This is a genomic window from Pseudomonas defluvii (genome assembly GCF_001695625.1).
Classification (GTDB): domain Bacteria; phylum Pseudomonadota; class Gammaproteobacteria; order Pseudomonadales; family Pseudomonadaceae; genus Aquipseudomonas; species Aquipseudomonas defluvii.
The window spans coordinates 84,447-98,220 of the sequence record NZ_MBPN01000006.1 but is presented as its reverse complement, the minus strand read 5'-3'; the positions used below and the strand labels follow the sequence as shown (position 1 = coordinate 98,220).

The 13,774-nt window shown below is 58.9% G+C and carries 15 protein-coding genes; 7 read left to right on the top strand and 8 right to left on the bottom strand.

The window, feature by feature from the left end:
* The coding region (locus tag EKA13_RS03050; protein ID WP_245704298.1) for a Na+/H+ antiporter NhaA at nt 1–380 on the top strand (380 nt) is incomplete at its 5' end.
* 213 nt (nt 381–593) lie between these two features.
* Here EKA13_RS03050 and EKA13_RS03045 read toward each other — a convergent pair.
* From EKA13_RS03045 to EKA13_RS03035, 3 genes are all read right to left on the bottom strand, one after another.
* Complete coding sequence (locus EKA13_RS03045) at nt 594–2,087, bottom strand: YifB family Mg chelatase-like AAA ATPase (protein WP_065758066.1); 1,494 nt, start codon at nt 2,085–2,087, stop codon at nt 594–596.
* A 193-nt stretch (nt 2,088–2,280) separates the two neighbouring features.
* Nucleotides 2,281–3,759 carry an APC family permease gene (locus EKA13_RS03040; RefSeq protein WP_065758065.1) on the bottom strand — a complete coding sequence of 493 codons (1,479 nt, stop codon included), beginning with the start codon at nt 3,757–3,759 and terminating at the stop codon, nt 2,281–2,283.
* Nucleotides 3,760–3,814: 55 nt separating this feature from the next.
* Nucleotides 3,815–5,308, bottom strand: coding sequence for an aldehyde dehydrogenase (locus EKA13_RS03035; RefSeq protein WP_065758064.1), 1,494 nt, complete (start codon nt 5,306–5,308; stop codon nt 3,815–3,817).
* A gap of 244 nt (nt 5,309–5,552) precedes the next feature.
* Here EKA13_RS03035 and EKA13_RS03030 point away from each other — a divergent pair, with 244 nt between their 5' ends.
* The 3 genes from EKA13_RS03030 (at nt 5,553) to EKA13_RS03020 (ending at nt 7,594) form a co-directional block, all read left to right on the top strand.
* Nucleotides 5,553–6,308 (top strand): FadR/GntR family transcriptional regulator, encoded by a 756-nt coding sequence (locus EKA13_RS03030; protein ID WP_065758063.1) that lies wholly within the window; start codon nt 5,553–5,555, stop codon nt 6,306–6,308.
* Nucleotides 6,305–7,030, top strand: a complete 726-nt coding sequence (locus tag EKA13_RS03025) for a cache domain-containing protein (RefSeq protein ID WP_065758062.1) — start codon at nt 6,305–6,307, stop codon at nt 7,028–7,030. Before EKA13_RS03030 ends, EKA13_RS03025 begins: the two co-directional genes overlap by 4 nt.
* A gap of 78 nt (nt 7,031–7,108) precedes the next feature.
* Complete coding sequence (locus EKA13_RS03020) at nt 7,109–7,594, top strand: ester cyclase (RefSeq protein WP_065758061.1); 486 nt, start codon at nt 7,109–7,111, stop codon at nt 7,592–7,594.
* A 103-nt stretch (nt 7,595–7,697) separates the two neighbouring features.
* Here the strand turns inward: EKA13_RS03020 and EKA13_RS03015 are convergent, their stop codons facing one another.
* The 3 genes from EKA13_RS03015 to EKA13_RS03005 all read right to left on the bottom strand — a co-directional run bounded on the left by EKA13_RS03015 (nt 7,698) and on the right by EKA13_RS03005 (nt 9,217).
* Nucleotides 7,698–8,429, bottom strand: a complete 732-nt coding sequence (locus tag EKA13_RS03015; RefSeq protein ID WP_065758060.1) for an ATPase — start codon at nt 8,427–8,429, stop codon at nt 7,698–7,700.
* Nucleotides 8,426–8,674 carry a hypothetical protein gene (locus EKA13_RS03010; protein WP_065758059.1) on the bottom strand — a complete coding sequence of 83 codons (249 nt, stop codon included), beginning with the start codon at nt 8,672–8,674 and terminating at the stop codon, nt 8,426–8,428. Before EKA13_RS03010 ends, EKA13_RS03015 begins: the two co-directional genes overlap by 4 nt.
* Before the next feature lie 267 nt (nt 8,675–8,941).
* A complete protein-coding gene (locus EKA13_RS03005; RefSeq protein WP_065758058.1) occupies nt 8,942–9,217 on the bottom strand; it encodes an accessory factor UbiK family protein in 276 nt (91 codons plus the stop codon).
* Nucleotides 9,218–9,625: 408 nt separating this feature from the next.
* Here EKA13_RS03005 and glnK point away from each other — a divergent pair, with 408 nt between their 5' ends.
* The 3 genes from glnK (at nt 9,626) to sutA (ending at nt 12,125) form a co-directional block, all read left to right on the top strand.
* On the top strand, nt 9,626–9,964 hold the full coding sequence (glnK, locus tag EKA13_RS03000; protein ID WP_002555808.1) for a P-II family nitrogen regulator: 339 nt from the start codon (nt 9,626–9,628) through the stop codon (nt 9,962–9,964).
* A gap of 41 nt (nt 9,965–10,005) precedes the next feature.
* Entirely contained in the window at nt 10,006–11,337 is a 1,332-nt protein-coding gene (locus EKA13_RS02995; protein WP_065758057.1) for an ammonium transporter, read from the top strand.
* A 467-nt stretch (nt 11,338–11,804) separates the two neighbouring features.
* Nucleotides 11,805–12,125 (top strand): transcriptional regulator SutA, encoded by a 321-nt coding sequence (gene sutA, locus EKA13_RS02990; protein ID WP_065758056.1) that lies wholly within the window; start codon nt 11,805–11,807, stop codon nt 12,123–12,125.
* A 56-nt stretch (nt 12,126–12,181) separates the two neighbouring features.
* On the opposite strand, the gene EKA13_RS02985 is transcribed toward sutA, so the two are convergent.
* Together EKA13_RS02985 and xerC are read right to left on the bottom strand one after the other, a co-directional pair.
* Nucleotides 12,182–12,877 (bottom strand): HAD family hydrolase, encoded by a 696-nt coding sequence (locus tag EKA13_RS02985; RefSeq protein WP_065758055.1) that lies wholly within the window; start codon nt 12,875–12,877, stop codon nt 12,182–12,184.
* Nucleotides 12,874–13,773, bottom strand: coding sequence for a tyrosine recombinase XerC (xerC, locus tag EKA13_RS02980; protein WP_065758054.1), 900 nt, complete (start codon nt 13,771–13,773; stop codon nt 12,874–12,876). The genes EKA13_RS02985 and xerC overlap by 4 nt, the downstream gene beginning before the upstream one ends.
* Between the last annotated feature and the right edge of the window lies 1 nt (nt 13,774).

The window sequence follows — 13,774 nt, the reverse complement described above, 5'->3', positions numbered from 1 at the left end:
CCATTTGCTGTCATCCTTTCGAGGACGACAGCTTAAACTACCCCGTAGTCACTGTCTCAAAAGGTGGATCCACTATAGATGTTTCTCGGAATATCTTCGTGGGTGTGATTTCAGCGCTTGTGCTCGGCAAGCCGATCGGAATCTTTCTTGCGAGCTTCGCCCTCGTAAAACTCAACGTCTGCCAGTTGCCTGAGGGTGTGACATGGAGTGGTATCGGACTTGTGGGATTGCTGGCCGGTATAGGGTTTACGATGTCCATCTTTATTTCATCGTTGGCGTTTTCTGATCCGGCATTACTGTCTTCGGCAAAACTTAGTGTTCTTGCTGCTTCAGCCGTGGCTGCAATTTTCGGATTGATCTGGGGGAAGATAAAGTTCTGATGGCGTGCTCTCGAATCAACCTCCTATCCACTCCCCTGTAGCTCAAAATAACGTTCATCGGTTGCTAATCGGGGCGGTGATGCTCCTCCCGAATGCCGAATTAATGGCCACCGACGGGTTAGGCGATGAGCCACTGCCGGTGGTAGTCACCGATACACGCCAACGCGCCCCGGCTGCGGCCACCAGCAATGCGTGCTTGGCCGCAATCTGGCCTTACTGCATTGCCGGACGATACTGCAGGGCTTCGGCCAGGTGCGCGCGGCTGATCTGCTCGGCCTGCTCCAGGTCCGCGAGGGTGCGCGCCACTTTGAGCAAGCGGTGGGCCGAGCGTAATGACAAGGTCAGGCGTTCGCAGGCGCTTTCCAGCCAGCGTTCGTCGGTGGTGGATAACGGGCAATGCATGCGCAGGCCGGGCAGGTCGAGGAAGGCATTGGCGCAGCCTTGGCGTTGTTGCTGCAGCGCGCGGGCTGCGGCGACCTGGGCGGCAGCGTTGGCGCTGTTGTCGTCACTGTGGGTGGTTGGGGCCAGCGCCGTAGCTTCGCGGGCAACAGTCAGGTGCAGGTCAATACGGTCCAGCAGCGGGCCGGAGAGTTTGTTGCGGTAACGCTGGACCTGCTCGCTGCTGCAGCGGCAGCGCCCGTTCGGGTCGCCCAGGTAGCCGCAGGGGCAGGGGTTCATCGCCGCCACCAGTTGGAAGCGCGCCGGGAAACGGATTTTGTCACGAGCCCGGGCGATCACGATTTCGCCCGATTCCAGGGGTTCGCGCAGCACCTCAAGTACACGCCGCTCGAACTCCGGCAGTTCATCGAGAAACAGCACGCCATGATGGGCCAGGGTAATTTCACCGGGTTGCGGTCGGCTGCCACCGCCCACCAGTGCCGCCCCCGAGGCCGAGTGATGTGGGTGGCGAAACGGGCGCTGAGGCCAGCTGTTCAGCGGTACCGGGCTGGCCACCGACTGGATCGCCGCTACCTCCAGCGCTTCCCGCTCGTCCAGTGGTGGCAACAGGCCGGGCAAGCGGCTGGCGAGGAGCGTCTTGCCAGTGCCGGGCGGGCCGCTGAACAACAGGTTATGCGCCCCGGCTGCGGCTACCAGCAATGCGCGTTTGGCGGCAATCTGGCCTTGCACTTCACTCAGGTCGGGGTAGGGCCGGCTTTGCAGGATCAGGCCGTTGGCGCGGTAAGGCGAGAGTGGCTCCTGAGCGTTGAAATGCCCGACCAGTTCCAGCAGGTGTTCGACGGCGAATACGGTGAGCCCGGAGGCCATGCAGGCTTCTTCGGCATTTTCCTTCGGCACCACCAGCGCCCGTCCGGCATCGCGTGCGGCCAGCGCTGCTGGCAACACACCCTGCACCGGGCGAATCGCCCCGGACAGCGCCAGTTCGCCAAGGCATTCAACGTCATGTAGCGCCATGATGGGGATCTGCCCGTTGGCAGCAAGAATGCCCAGCGCGATGGCCAGGTCGAAGCGTCCGCCATCCTTGGGCAGGTCGGCAGGGGCGAGGTTGAGCGTGATTCGTCGGGCGGGAAACTCCAGGCTGGAGTTGAGTATCGCACTGCGTACCCGGTCTTTGCTTTCCTTGACCGTGGCTTCGGGTAGCCCAACCAGGGTGAGCGTGGGCAGGCCGTTGGCCAGGTGCGCCTCGACGGTAACGGCCGGGGCCAGCACGCCAACCTGGGCGCGGCTGTGAACGATAGCAAGAGACATGTTCGCTCCATGATCAGTACGGGGCCGCGTCCTGCGGCTAAGGCAAGGATAGTGGGGCAGGGCAGGGATGCTGGAGGGAGAGTGATGCTGGAGATTGCGAGGCAGGTAGCAGGTCACGTCTGATACTGGCCCCGAAAAACAAAGAAGGCCGTGCATTGCTGCAAGGCCTTCGTTTTTTAAGCGTACCAAGGCGCTACTTTTTGTGTAGCTCCCACGCATCAGCAAACGGTGCCGTGCCTTTGTCGTATGGCTTGAACAGGGTCATGTAGAGCAAGCCGAAGACGATCACGACGGCGGCGGTCAGCAAGATGCCGTAGTTGCTGTACCAAGGCGCCTCCGGGGTACGCGGCCACGACATGTTGGCGACCGCCAGCAAGCCGTAGACCAGCGCCAGGATGTTCACGATCCAGCCCCAACCGCCAAGGGTGAATTGACCTGCTGGTTTCCAGCCGCGGATTCGAGCGAACAGCGCTCCGCCCACGATCATCTGGAAGGACAGGTAAATGCCAATGGCTGCGAAGCTGACGACGATCGCGATGGCGTTCTCCAGGAAGAAGCCTGCGCAGACGATGAATGCCGGGATCACACCGCAGGTGATCAGTGCAGCCGTTGGCACACGTGTCGTCGGCGAAAGACGCTTGAGTACATTGCTGCCCATGACCATCTCGTCCCGTGCAAAGGAGTAGAGCAACCGGCTGGCGGCAGCCTGCAAGCTCAGTACGCACGACACGAAGGAGATGGTGATGACCGCCGTCACGACGCGCCATCCGGTTGGTCCGAACGCATTGGCCATGATGGTGGACATCGGGTCTTTGTCATCGCCGGAGAGCACTTTGGCGATGTCCGGGACCGCCAGAATCAGTGCCAGTGCCGCAAAAATCGCGGCACCACCACCAATGTAGATGGTCATGCGCATGGCCTTGGGAATGCGTTTGCTCGGGTTGGGGGTTTCTTCCGCGACGTCGCCGCACGCTTCAAAGCCGTAGTAGAGGAACATGCCTGCCAGCGATGCAGTCAGGAATGCGGGCCAGTAGCTGCCGTCGATGCTGATGTCGAAGGTATTGAACAGCACCGAGAACGGCTGGTGACGCTCGAAGATCAGCAGGTAGCCACCGATGACAATGGCGCCCAGCAGTTCGCAGATAAAGCCGAACATGGCCACTTTTGCCAAGAGGCTGGTCCCGCTCAGGTTCAGCACGGTGGCCATTGCGGTGAGCGCCAGTGCGATCAGGGTGTTGGTCACCGGGCTGGGCTCGAAGCCCAGCATGGCGGCTATGTAGGGCCCTGCGCCCAGCGATACGGCAGCAATGGTCACGCACAATGAGACGGAATAGATCCAGCCCACCATCCAGGCCCAGCGCTTGCCCACCAGGCGACGCGCCCACGGATAAACGCCACCGGAGATCGGGAATTGCGAAACGACTTCGCAGAAGATCAGGCACACCAGCATTTGCCCGAGACCGACCAGTAAGTACGACCAGAACATTGGCGGCCCACCCGCCGCCAAACACAGGCCGAACAGCGTATAGACGCCGACCACCGGGGAGAGGTAGGTGAAGCCCAGGGCAAAGTTTTCCCAGAGGCTCATGCTTCTTTCAAAGTTGGACGTGTAGCCAAGCGCCCTTAACTGGGCGGCATCGCTATCAGCCATGGAAAATTCAGAGCTGTTCATGTTGTTGTCCTGAAAAGTGTGTCCTGCCGGCTGTTTTTGCTGTTGTCTTGCTGCCTTACAACTTGATCCAGGTGGCCTTCAGTTCGGTGTACTTGTCGAAGGCATGCAGTGACTTGTCACGGCCATTGCCCGACTGTTTGAAACCACCGAAGGGCGCGGTCATATCGCCGCCGTCGTATTGGTTGATCCAGACGCTACCGGCGCGCAAGGCCTTGGCGGTCAGGTGGGCTTTGGAGATATCGGCGGTCCAGATGGCCGCGGCCAGGCCGTACGGGGTGTCATTGGCGATCCGGATGGCATCGTCGACGTTGTCGAAGGCGATCACCGACAGCACGGGGCCAAAGATCTCTTCCTGAGCGATCTTCATGGCGTTGCTGACGCCGTCGAAGATGGTCGGTTCAACGTAGGTACCACCGGTTTCCTGCAAGATGCGCTTGCCGCCGGCTACCAGTTTGGCGCCCTCGGTATGGCCCGACTCGATGTACGAGAGCACGGTGTTCATCTGCTGGGTGTCGACCAGCGCGCCAACGGTGGTCGCCGGGTCCAGTGGGTTGCCTGGCTTCCAGTACTGGAGGGCCTCGATCACCCGTGGCAGGAAGGCGTCCTTGATCGAACGTTCTACCAGCAGGCGCGAGCCGGCGGTGCACACTTCGCCTTGGTTGAAGGCGATGGCCGCGGCAGCAGACTCGGCAGCGGCTTGCAGGTCCGGGGTATCGGCGAAGACGATGTTCGGGCTTTTGCCGCCGGCTTCGAGCCAGACGCGTTTCATGTTGGATTCGCCAGCATAGATCATCAGTTGCTTGGCGATTTTGGTTGAGCCGGTGAACACCAGTGTGTCGACGTCCATGTGCAGGGCCAGCGCCTTGCCGACGGTGTGGCCGAAGCCTGGTAATACGTTCAGCACGCCCGCCGGAATGCCTGCGTCAATCGCCAGCTGGGCAATGCGAATGGCGGTCAGCGGTGATTTTTCCGAGGGTTTGAGGATTACCGAGTTGCCGGTGGCCAAGGCCGGGCCCAGTTTCCAGCAGGCCATCATCAACGGGAAGTTCCACGGCACGATGGCGACCACGACACCGACCGGTTCGCGTGTTACCAGGCCCAATTGATCATGGGGGGTTGCCGCCACTTCGTCGTAGATCTTGTCGATCGCTTCGCCGCTCCAGCTCAGCGCTTGCGCTGCTTGCGGCACATCGACCGCCAGTGAGTCGCTGATCGGCTTGCCCATGTCCAGGGTTTCCAACAGCGCCAACTCGTCGGCGTTGGCCATCAGCAGGTCGGCGAAGCGCACCATGATCTGCTTCCTGTCCGCTGGCGCCATGCGCGACCAGACGCCAGAATTGAACGTGGCGCGAGCAACGCTGACAGCATGGTCGGCGTCGGCGGCCGTGCAACTGGCGACTTTGGTCAGCAGTCGACCGTCGACCGGGCTCAGGCAGTCAAACGTTCCGCCTTCGATCGCGTGGGTGTATTCCCCACCGACAAAGGCCCGCCCTTCTATCTTCAGTTCTCGTGCCCGGGTTTCCCATGTGCTTAGCGTTGGATTCGTCATGATCTGCCATTCCTCTGTGTCGATGCCAATGGCCCCTCAGCGCTATCGGTGAGTCGCGGAGCCGGGCTGCCTAGTAAACATTTAAAACCATATCTTATGAATTTGAGCCTGCCAATTGACCTGTCGTTTTTGCCTAAAAACGACATTTGAGCGACTGATTTTTGTTTGGCTTGTGCATTCCTGTTGAGTTTTTAAGCCGATATGGCTAAAAGAAAACTGGTTTCATATTTTTAGTGGCGAGTAGATGACTCAACTGAACAAAGTGAACCGCCTGTCCCTGTTGCAAGTCAGCCAGGAGGGCAAGCCCGAGGAAGTGGCTCGCCGACTGATCGAGGTCATTGAGCTGGGGCTGATTGGCGAGGGTGAGCAGTTGCCCAGTGAGAGTGAGCTGGCGACGCGCTTCGGCGTGGCGACCGTGACATTGCGCGACGCGTTGGCGATTTTGCGTCAGCGGGGTGTTGTTGCAACCAAGCGCGGCAGAAACGGCGGCAGTTTCGTCTGTGCCCCTGTGGAGGTTTCCGATGACTTCCTCAAGGCCAGGCTCAGTGCGATGAGTTCGCTGGAGCTCCGCGACCTGTGCGACGAGCAGATCGCTATTTCGGCTACTGCCGCAGGCTTGGCGGCCAGCCGATCTACCAGTGCCCAGCATCAAAGGCTGGAGCATTTCGTGACGGCGCTCCAAGAGGCCACGACCCGAAGCGAGCTTCGCCGGGCGGATGCACGATTTCATATCGAGGTTGCGGTTGCTGCGCAGTCGGTGCGATTGACGCACGCAGAAATGCGCCTTCAGTCCCAAATGGGCGAGTTGCTATGGATCTCTATTGCGGACGCTCACAAGAGTACGGTCATTGCGGAGCACCGGGCGATCCTGCAGGCCGTGATGGCCGGTGAGTCTAATCTGGCCAGTGCGCTGACAGAGGCTCATGTCAAAGAGGGCATAAAATGCCTGATGGATTTGCGCTACGCACTGCTTGAGCTGCAAGAGGCTACATCACCATGATCACAGTCGAACAAAACGAAGAGCTTCATCAGTGTGCCCAGCGATTGGAAGCGATCTTCTGCACCCTGTTCGAGCAATTGAACACCTTGGCCGGGGAAGTGGTAACGGTCTGGGAAGCGCTGGATGCCGAAGGCCGGAAGCCGACCTCCAAAGACCTCGCTTTTCTTCAGGCGACCATTGAAGCGCGGCTGTTGGCAAACGACAGCTATATCCACGGGACGGGGGTGGTGCTGGAACCGGGTGAGCTTGCGGACCAAGAATTGTTTCTTGAGTGGTTTTACCGCCCTTCCAGCGGCAAAGTCGCCCCGATGATGCTGAACTTCAATCGTCAAAGCGAGAGCTTCTACAACTATCAGGGCATGCCTTGGTTTACGCGTCCTAAACTGACGGGTGAAGCGTCGGTCGAGGGGCCATTCGTGGACCTGTACGGTACAGAGCTTTACATACTGGCCTTCTCCGTTCCGATTGTTGCCAAGGGGCATTTTGTCGGCGTTGCCGCAGCGGATATCGCCCTGCACGAATTCGATCAGTTGCTCACTCGTTGCCTGCTACGGATGAAGAACGAGGCGTTCATCATCAATGCTGAGGGCCGAATCGTTGCCGCCAATTCGGCCAACTGGTTCGTGGGGAACATTGCTAGCCGCCCTGCAGCCGCCAACGTGCGAAAGCTTGAACCGTTATCGATCGAGTGGTCATTGGTTGAACTGCCAACGCCGCGATAGGCCGTGGCCTACCCTTAACGCACCACTGACACCTGTTTCCGTTTCTACCACAACAGCAACAATCGAAGAGGAAATACCATGCGTCGACTGTCGATACGTCTCGTTAGCCTCCTTTGCATGCTCTTGTTCGCCCAGTTGTCGATTGCAGCGGAAAAACAGAGCACCCGGAGCATCATCGATGCTTACATGAGTGCCTGGAACAAGCATGACCCCAATGCGGCGGCGCAGTACTTTGCTGAAAACGGGGAGTTTCTGGATGCGTCCGTAGGGATCCCTCAAGTCGGCCGGGAAACGGCCCGGGATAAAGTCATCAAGCTGTTTATCGATGCCGTGCCGGATTTGAAGTGGCAAATGGTTGGCGAGCCGATCATTGAAGGCGACAACATTGCCTTTGAATGGCAGTTCGATGGCCATAACACCGGTGCCTGGGCACCTGAAACCCCTGCGACCAACAAGCCGTTGAGTTTCAAAGGGGTCAGCTTCATCCGCCTGAAGGATGGCAAGATCGCGACGCAGCATGATTACTACGATGCGTTGTCGTTCAACAAACAGTTGGGCTGGTAAGCGGGCCGCGAGCGGGGCTGGTCAGCCCCGTTCGCTGTTTTCTGCCAGACGTTTCTGAACAAGATTGGCGGGTCGTTGCTCTGTTGCGCCGGCTTTTTCTGCGCTAGGTCGAGACTTTGTCTACATAGGCAGCCATGAACCAGTCCGGCATTTCTTCTGTTCGGAACTGTAAAGCTGTTCCGTCTGTAATCTCGGCAAGTAACACCAGATCAGGGCCCGAGTTGTCGAAAATATAGGCACGATTTGCTGCGGCTATTGCTGATGGCAGCAGATCCAGGCTGCGTGAGTAGCGCTGGATGATTTTGTCCCTTGGAACGTTATGGCCACCGGAGTCTACGCGGATCTTGACCCGGTTAATATTGATGTACGGGTCTTCTGTGGCCACAAAGTAAAGGTAGGTTCTATACCCTAGTGCTTTTGCCTTCAGCATGAACTCGATTTTGTCCTTTGAGGACATCACGGTCTCGAATGTAAACGAGAGGCATGCCTGAAGGAGTTTGTTTCTGATGAAGTCGGACGCCACGGAGGCAAAGTAGGAGTTTATCTGAACAGACCGAAAGTCCAGGCAGTTGTTACTGAAGGTAAGTTTGCTGGCCTGTTCGGTCAGATTGGCGTTCAGGATCAGTCGATGATTCAGAAAAAAATCCAGAACCTCAGATGGTTCGACCTCTAGCTGAAAGTCACTAAATGACAGGAGGCCACTTTCGTTTGCCGTCTTCTCGATTTCGTCAGGATTGATGTAGATCCCAATCAGATGATGCGGAATCGCGCTCTTCATGGTGCTTTTTCCGGAACCGTTGGGGCCGGCAAAGACACGCAGACGAGGGATTTTCATGAAACCCGGCGCACGTTAATTACAGATCCAACGCTCACTTTATGTTTGGGCTTGGTTGAGCAGATCACTTTTCGATCACCGTCCGCAGAGGTCTCGACGATCATGCCGTCCACTACCTCAGCCACAGCACGACCCGAACCCAAAGCATTGATATAGGCAGAGCTGATAGCACCCGCAGCCATACCTGGGATCTTGTCCTCAAGGCAGTTCAGGAGGTCTTCATTCAATGCTTTGTCGGCTTTCATGTCTGCTCCGTATGGTCAGGGCGTGTGCTCTGCTCATCATCTTAGCCCCGCGTCTCAGGCTTTGACAGCATGGCTCTGTATAGACTGCCACTCGCTGTCAGACGCTTCTGAAGCATGCCCTATCCGGGGGTGTTGTTATGTTGCGCTCGCCTTCTGCGCTGGTGAATGGATGGCTGGGGTTACTGGGGGTGTCGCGCAGTCGCCGGCAAGGCACCTCACACCTGTAGGTGTCGGCCTTGCTGGCGATTAGCTGCTGCGCGTGAGTGATTACTGCTCGGTGGCGGTTTCAACCGGCGGGGTCATCCGCGCTTCCAGTTCCAGCACTTTGGCTTCCAGCGCCTCCAGGCGGGCGCGGGTACGGGCCAGTACCACCATCTGGCTGTCGAACTCTTCGCGGCTGACCAGTTCAAGCTTGCTGAAACCGCTTTGCAGCAGCGCCTTGAACTGGCTTTCCAGTTCACTGCGAGGCTGCGAGGTGTCGCTGCTGAAAAGGCGCGAGGCCTGGTCGCTCAGGGCATCGAGAAAGGCTTTGGGCGCGAGCATGGGCAGTATCCAGAAAATTCCACAAGGCCGGCAGTGTATCACGCAAGGAAACCGGGCTCGCATTGCACACTTTTTGCGCATCGCGGCGCAATGCCGCGCACCGTCGTTGTGCGTCCGAACCTTGCTGGCGAATGGCCAAACTGACCGGGTTGCCGTAAGTCGTTGTAATTGGTGAATTTGTCGGACATGGCAAGGTTTCTGCTTAGACCACTGTGACCCATGCACCGATGCTGTCGCTGTGACGATGCAGTGCGCAAATGGAGCGAAGGACGTGTTTCGTAAGACGTGGTTTGTGGCGTCGGCTTGAGGATGAGTGGTCGACGACGCGTTACAAAGCCAAGCGCTGCGCTTAGACTTGAGTCGGGTTTGTTTTCCTGGGGCAAGTCCACCAATTCGGGAGAAAGTTTCATGAAGCTAGTCACTGCCATCATCAAGCCGTTCAAATTGGACGACGTGCGCGAGTCGTTGTCTGAAATCGGCGTGCAGGGCATTACCGTTACCGAAGTCAAAGGTTTCGGTCGGCAGAAAGGCCACACCGAGCTGTATCGCGGTGCGGAGTATGTGGTCGATTTCCTGCCCAAAGTGAAGATTGATGTCGCCATTGACGACAAGGATCTGGACCGGGTCATCGAAGCCATCACCAAGGCGGCCAATACCGGCAAGATCGGTGACGGCAAGATCTTTGTGGTGAATCTGGAACAGGCTATCCGTATTCGTACCGGCGAAACCGATACCGACGCGATCTAACAAAAAGCCGCCCCAAACCCAACGCCCCAGGAGATAACATCATGACTCTGCGTCAGTTCGCAGGGCTAGGAGCCCTTTTGTCCCTCGTAATGCCTGGCCTGGCCCTGGCAGAGGACGCAGCACCTGTGCTCAACTCCGGCGATACCGCCTGGATGTTGACCTCTACAGCCTTGGTGCTGTTCATGACCATCCCCGGCCTGGCGCTGTTTTACGGCGGCATGGTGCGGTCCAAGAACGTCCTGTCGGTGATGATGCAGTGTTTCGCGATCACTGGCCTGATCAGCATTCTCTGGGTCGTTTATGGCTACAGCATGGCGTTCGATACCACCGGTATGGAACAGGGCGTAGTCAACTTCAATTCTTTCGTCGGCGGCATGTCCAAGGCGTTCCTCGCCGGTGTGACGCCATCGAGCCTCACCTCCGCGACGGCGTTGTTTCCGGAAGCCGTGTTCATCACCTTCCAGATGACCTTCGCGATCATTACGCCGGCTCTTATTGTCGGTGCCTTTGCCGAGCGCATGAAGTTTTCGGCCATGCTGATCTTCATGGCCATCTGGTTCACCGTGGTCTATGCGCCGATTGCGCACATGGTCTGGAGTGGCAGCGGCGGCCTGATGTGGGACTGGGGCGTGCTGGACTTCGCGGGCGGCACCGTGGTGCATATCAACGCCGGTATCGCCGGCCTGGTGGCTTGCCTGGTGCTGGGCAAGCGTAAAGGCTTCCCGATCACCCCAATGGCGCCCCATAACCTGGGTTACACCCTGATGGGTGCGGCCATGCTCTGGGTCGGCTGGTTCGGCTTCAACGCCGGCTCTGCCGCCGCCGCCAATGGCACCGCCGGTATGGCCATGCTGGTCACCCAGATTGCCACCGCCGCCGCTGCGCTGGGCTGGATGCTTGCCGAGTGGCTGACACACGGTAAACCAAGCGCTCTGGGTATCGCTTCGGGTGTGGTTGCAGGCTTGGTAGCCATTACCCCGGCCGCTGGCACCGTAGGCCCGATGGGGGCGCTGGTGATCGGCCTGGTGGCTTCGGTGATCTGCTTCTTCTGCGCTACCAGCCTCAAGCGCAAACTGGGCTATGACGACTCGCTGGATGCCTTCGGTGTACACGGTATCGGCGGTATTGTCGGCGCGCTCCTGACCGGTGTTTTTGCCGCGCCTTCCCTGGGTGGTTTCGGCACTGTTGAGGACATTGCTGCGCAAGTCTGGATTCAGGCCAAGGGCGTTGGCTTTACCGTGATTTACACCGCAATCGCCACCTACGTGATCCTCAAGGTTCTGGACCTGGTCATGGGTCTGCGGGTCAACGAAGAAGAAGAGTCGGTCGGCCTCGACCTGGCTCAGCACAACGAGCGTGGTTACGCACTGTAATCGCCAGAAAAAAACTGCCCGGTTCGCCGGGCATTTTTTTGCCTGCGATTTGAGCCGGAAATTACACGCAAACGGTTTCCTCAAATACTTGCGCAGGTACTGCCCTGAAGCGTTTGCCCTTAAGCACAAGACTTACAGGCAACAAGGATATTTAGACACTTTGTTTTTTCCCACAGCACGCTAGAATGCGCGCCGAAGGGTGCTTATCAGTGGTCCGCACACTTCGGTACCCTTTGCTAGGCTTGTCAATGGGCATGCCCATGACGCCAGGGTGGGCCGGCTCGGTGTCGCCGGTGGCTCTTTACTTTTTGTCGGGCTCGGTGTGTGTCGGGCTCGCATGGCGCTTGCCGGTAGGGCGAGCGTTGCAGGTGATGGGGCTTCATCACCTTTGAATTTTGCCCGGCGGCTGCGCTATTTGCGCCGCGGGTCCATAACTAATGTGCTTTTCGCAAGTCATGAGGTAGAACATGAGCGACGACGATCTGGAAAATGATGACCTCGAAGTAGGCGACGAAGACGAAGGCGACGAAGGCCTGGAAGCCGCTGCCGAAGACGTGGCAGACGACAGTGACGACAGTCCCGTACCGGTCGCCAAAGGCAAATCCAAGGCGGCTGTCTCGGTTGACGAGATGCCAAGCATGGAAGCCAAGCAGAAAGAGCGTGATGCCTTGGCCAAGGCCATGGAAGAGTTCCTGGCTCGCGGTGGCAAGGTGCAGGAAGTTGAGCCGAATGTGGTCGCTGACCCGCCCAAGAAGCCGGACAACAAATACGGTAGCCGCCCTATCTGAGTGGTTGTCGTAACAAAAAGCCCGCTGTCGCTGCGGGCTTTTTTGTGTGCGCTGTTTTAGCGCCAGCGGGACAGGATTTCAGGAAGCTGCGACAGGCGCTGAATTTCGGCATCCGGGTGTTGTTCGGCCTCCCAGGTCTTGCCTTGAGGGTTGAACCAGATCGCCCGCAGGCCTGCTTGTTGGGCGCCCGCGATGTCGTCGCCGGGGTGATCGCCAATATGTACCGCCGCACTGGCTTCTACCTGGCCACGGCGAAGGGCTTCCTGGAAGGGCTGCGGGTCGGGTTTGCCGATGCCCAGGTCTTCTGCGCACAAGGTGAACTTGAAATAGTCAGCCAGCCCCAGGCGGCGCACATCGGCGTTGCCGTTGGTGACGACGCCCAAGCTGTAGTGACGGCAGAGCAATTCCAGTACCGGCTGCACTTCCGGGAAAATGTCGATCTGATGGCGGGCATGTAGGAAGACTTCAAAGCCCTCGTTGGCCAGCTCCCGGGCGTGCGCCTCACTGTAGCCAACCTCTTCCAGTGCATGGAACAGCACCCGACGCCGTAGTGCGCTGATGCGGTGCTTGAGCCCCGGTTCGGCCTGTACCAGGCGCTCGCGAATGGCATACAGGTGCTCGACCGGCACGGGGCCCAGGTTGGGGGCATTGGCCGCCAGCCAGTCTCGCAGTACGGCTTCGGCGCTGACAATAACCGGGGCGGTGTCCCACAGGGTGTCGTCCAGGTCGAAGGTGATCAGCTCGATACTCATGTGTCGCTGTCCTTACTGCGCTTGGCCCGTGGATGGGCGCTGTCGTAAACCGCAGCCAAGTGTTGGAAGTCCAGGTGAGTGTAGATCTGCGTGGTGGCGATGTCGGCATGGCCGAGCATTTCCTGGACGGCGCGCAGGTCTTGGGAGGACTCCAGCAGGTGGCTGGCAAAAGAGTGCCGTAACATGTGTGGGTGTAGGTTTTGCCCCAGCTCCCTTACGCCGGCGGCCTGTACCCGCAGTTGGATCGCCCGACGGCCAAGGCGACGGCCCTGGCGGGTGACAAACACCGCGCCATCTTCAGGCGCGCTCATGCCGCGCAATTTGAACCACTGTTGCAGGGCCTCGCGGGCTTTGCGGCCCACCGGCAGTACGCGGGTCTTGCTGCCTTTGCCATGCACCTGTACCAGGCCTGCGGCGAGGTCCAGTTGCTCCATGTTCAGGCTGGTCAGCTCCGACAGGCGCAGCCCGGAGGAGTAGAACAACTCCAGGATGGCCTGATCGCGCCGGCCGATGAAGTCGTCTTCAACGGCTCCGTCGAGCAATTGCAGGGCGCGGTCGGTGTCCAGGGTCTTGGGCAGGCGCCGCTCGCCTTTGGGGGCCGACAGACCGGTGGCCGGGTCGTGGCTGCATAACCCTTCACGGTTGAGGTAGCGATAGAAACCGCGCACGGCCGAGAGCATGCGGGCCAGGCTACGTGAGGACTGCCCGTGTTGATGCTGACGGGCAACGAACTGACGCAGCTGTTGGATCTGCAGGTCGTTCCAGCTGTTGATGCCGGCCTTGGCGCAGTACGCCAGGACATTGTCGAGGTCGCTCCGGTAGGCCAGTTGGGTATGCGGTGACACCTGACGTTCGTTACGCAGGTATGCACAGAACGCGTCCAACTGGCGTTGCATG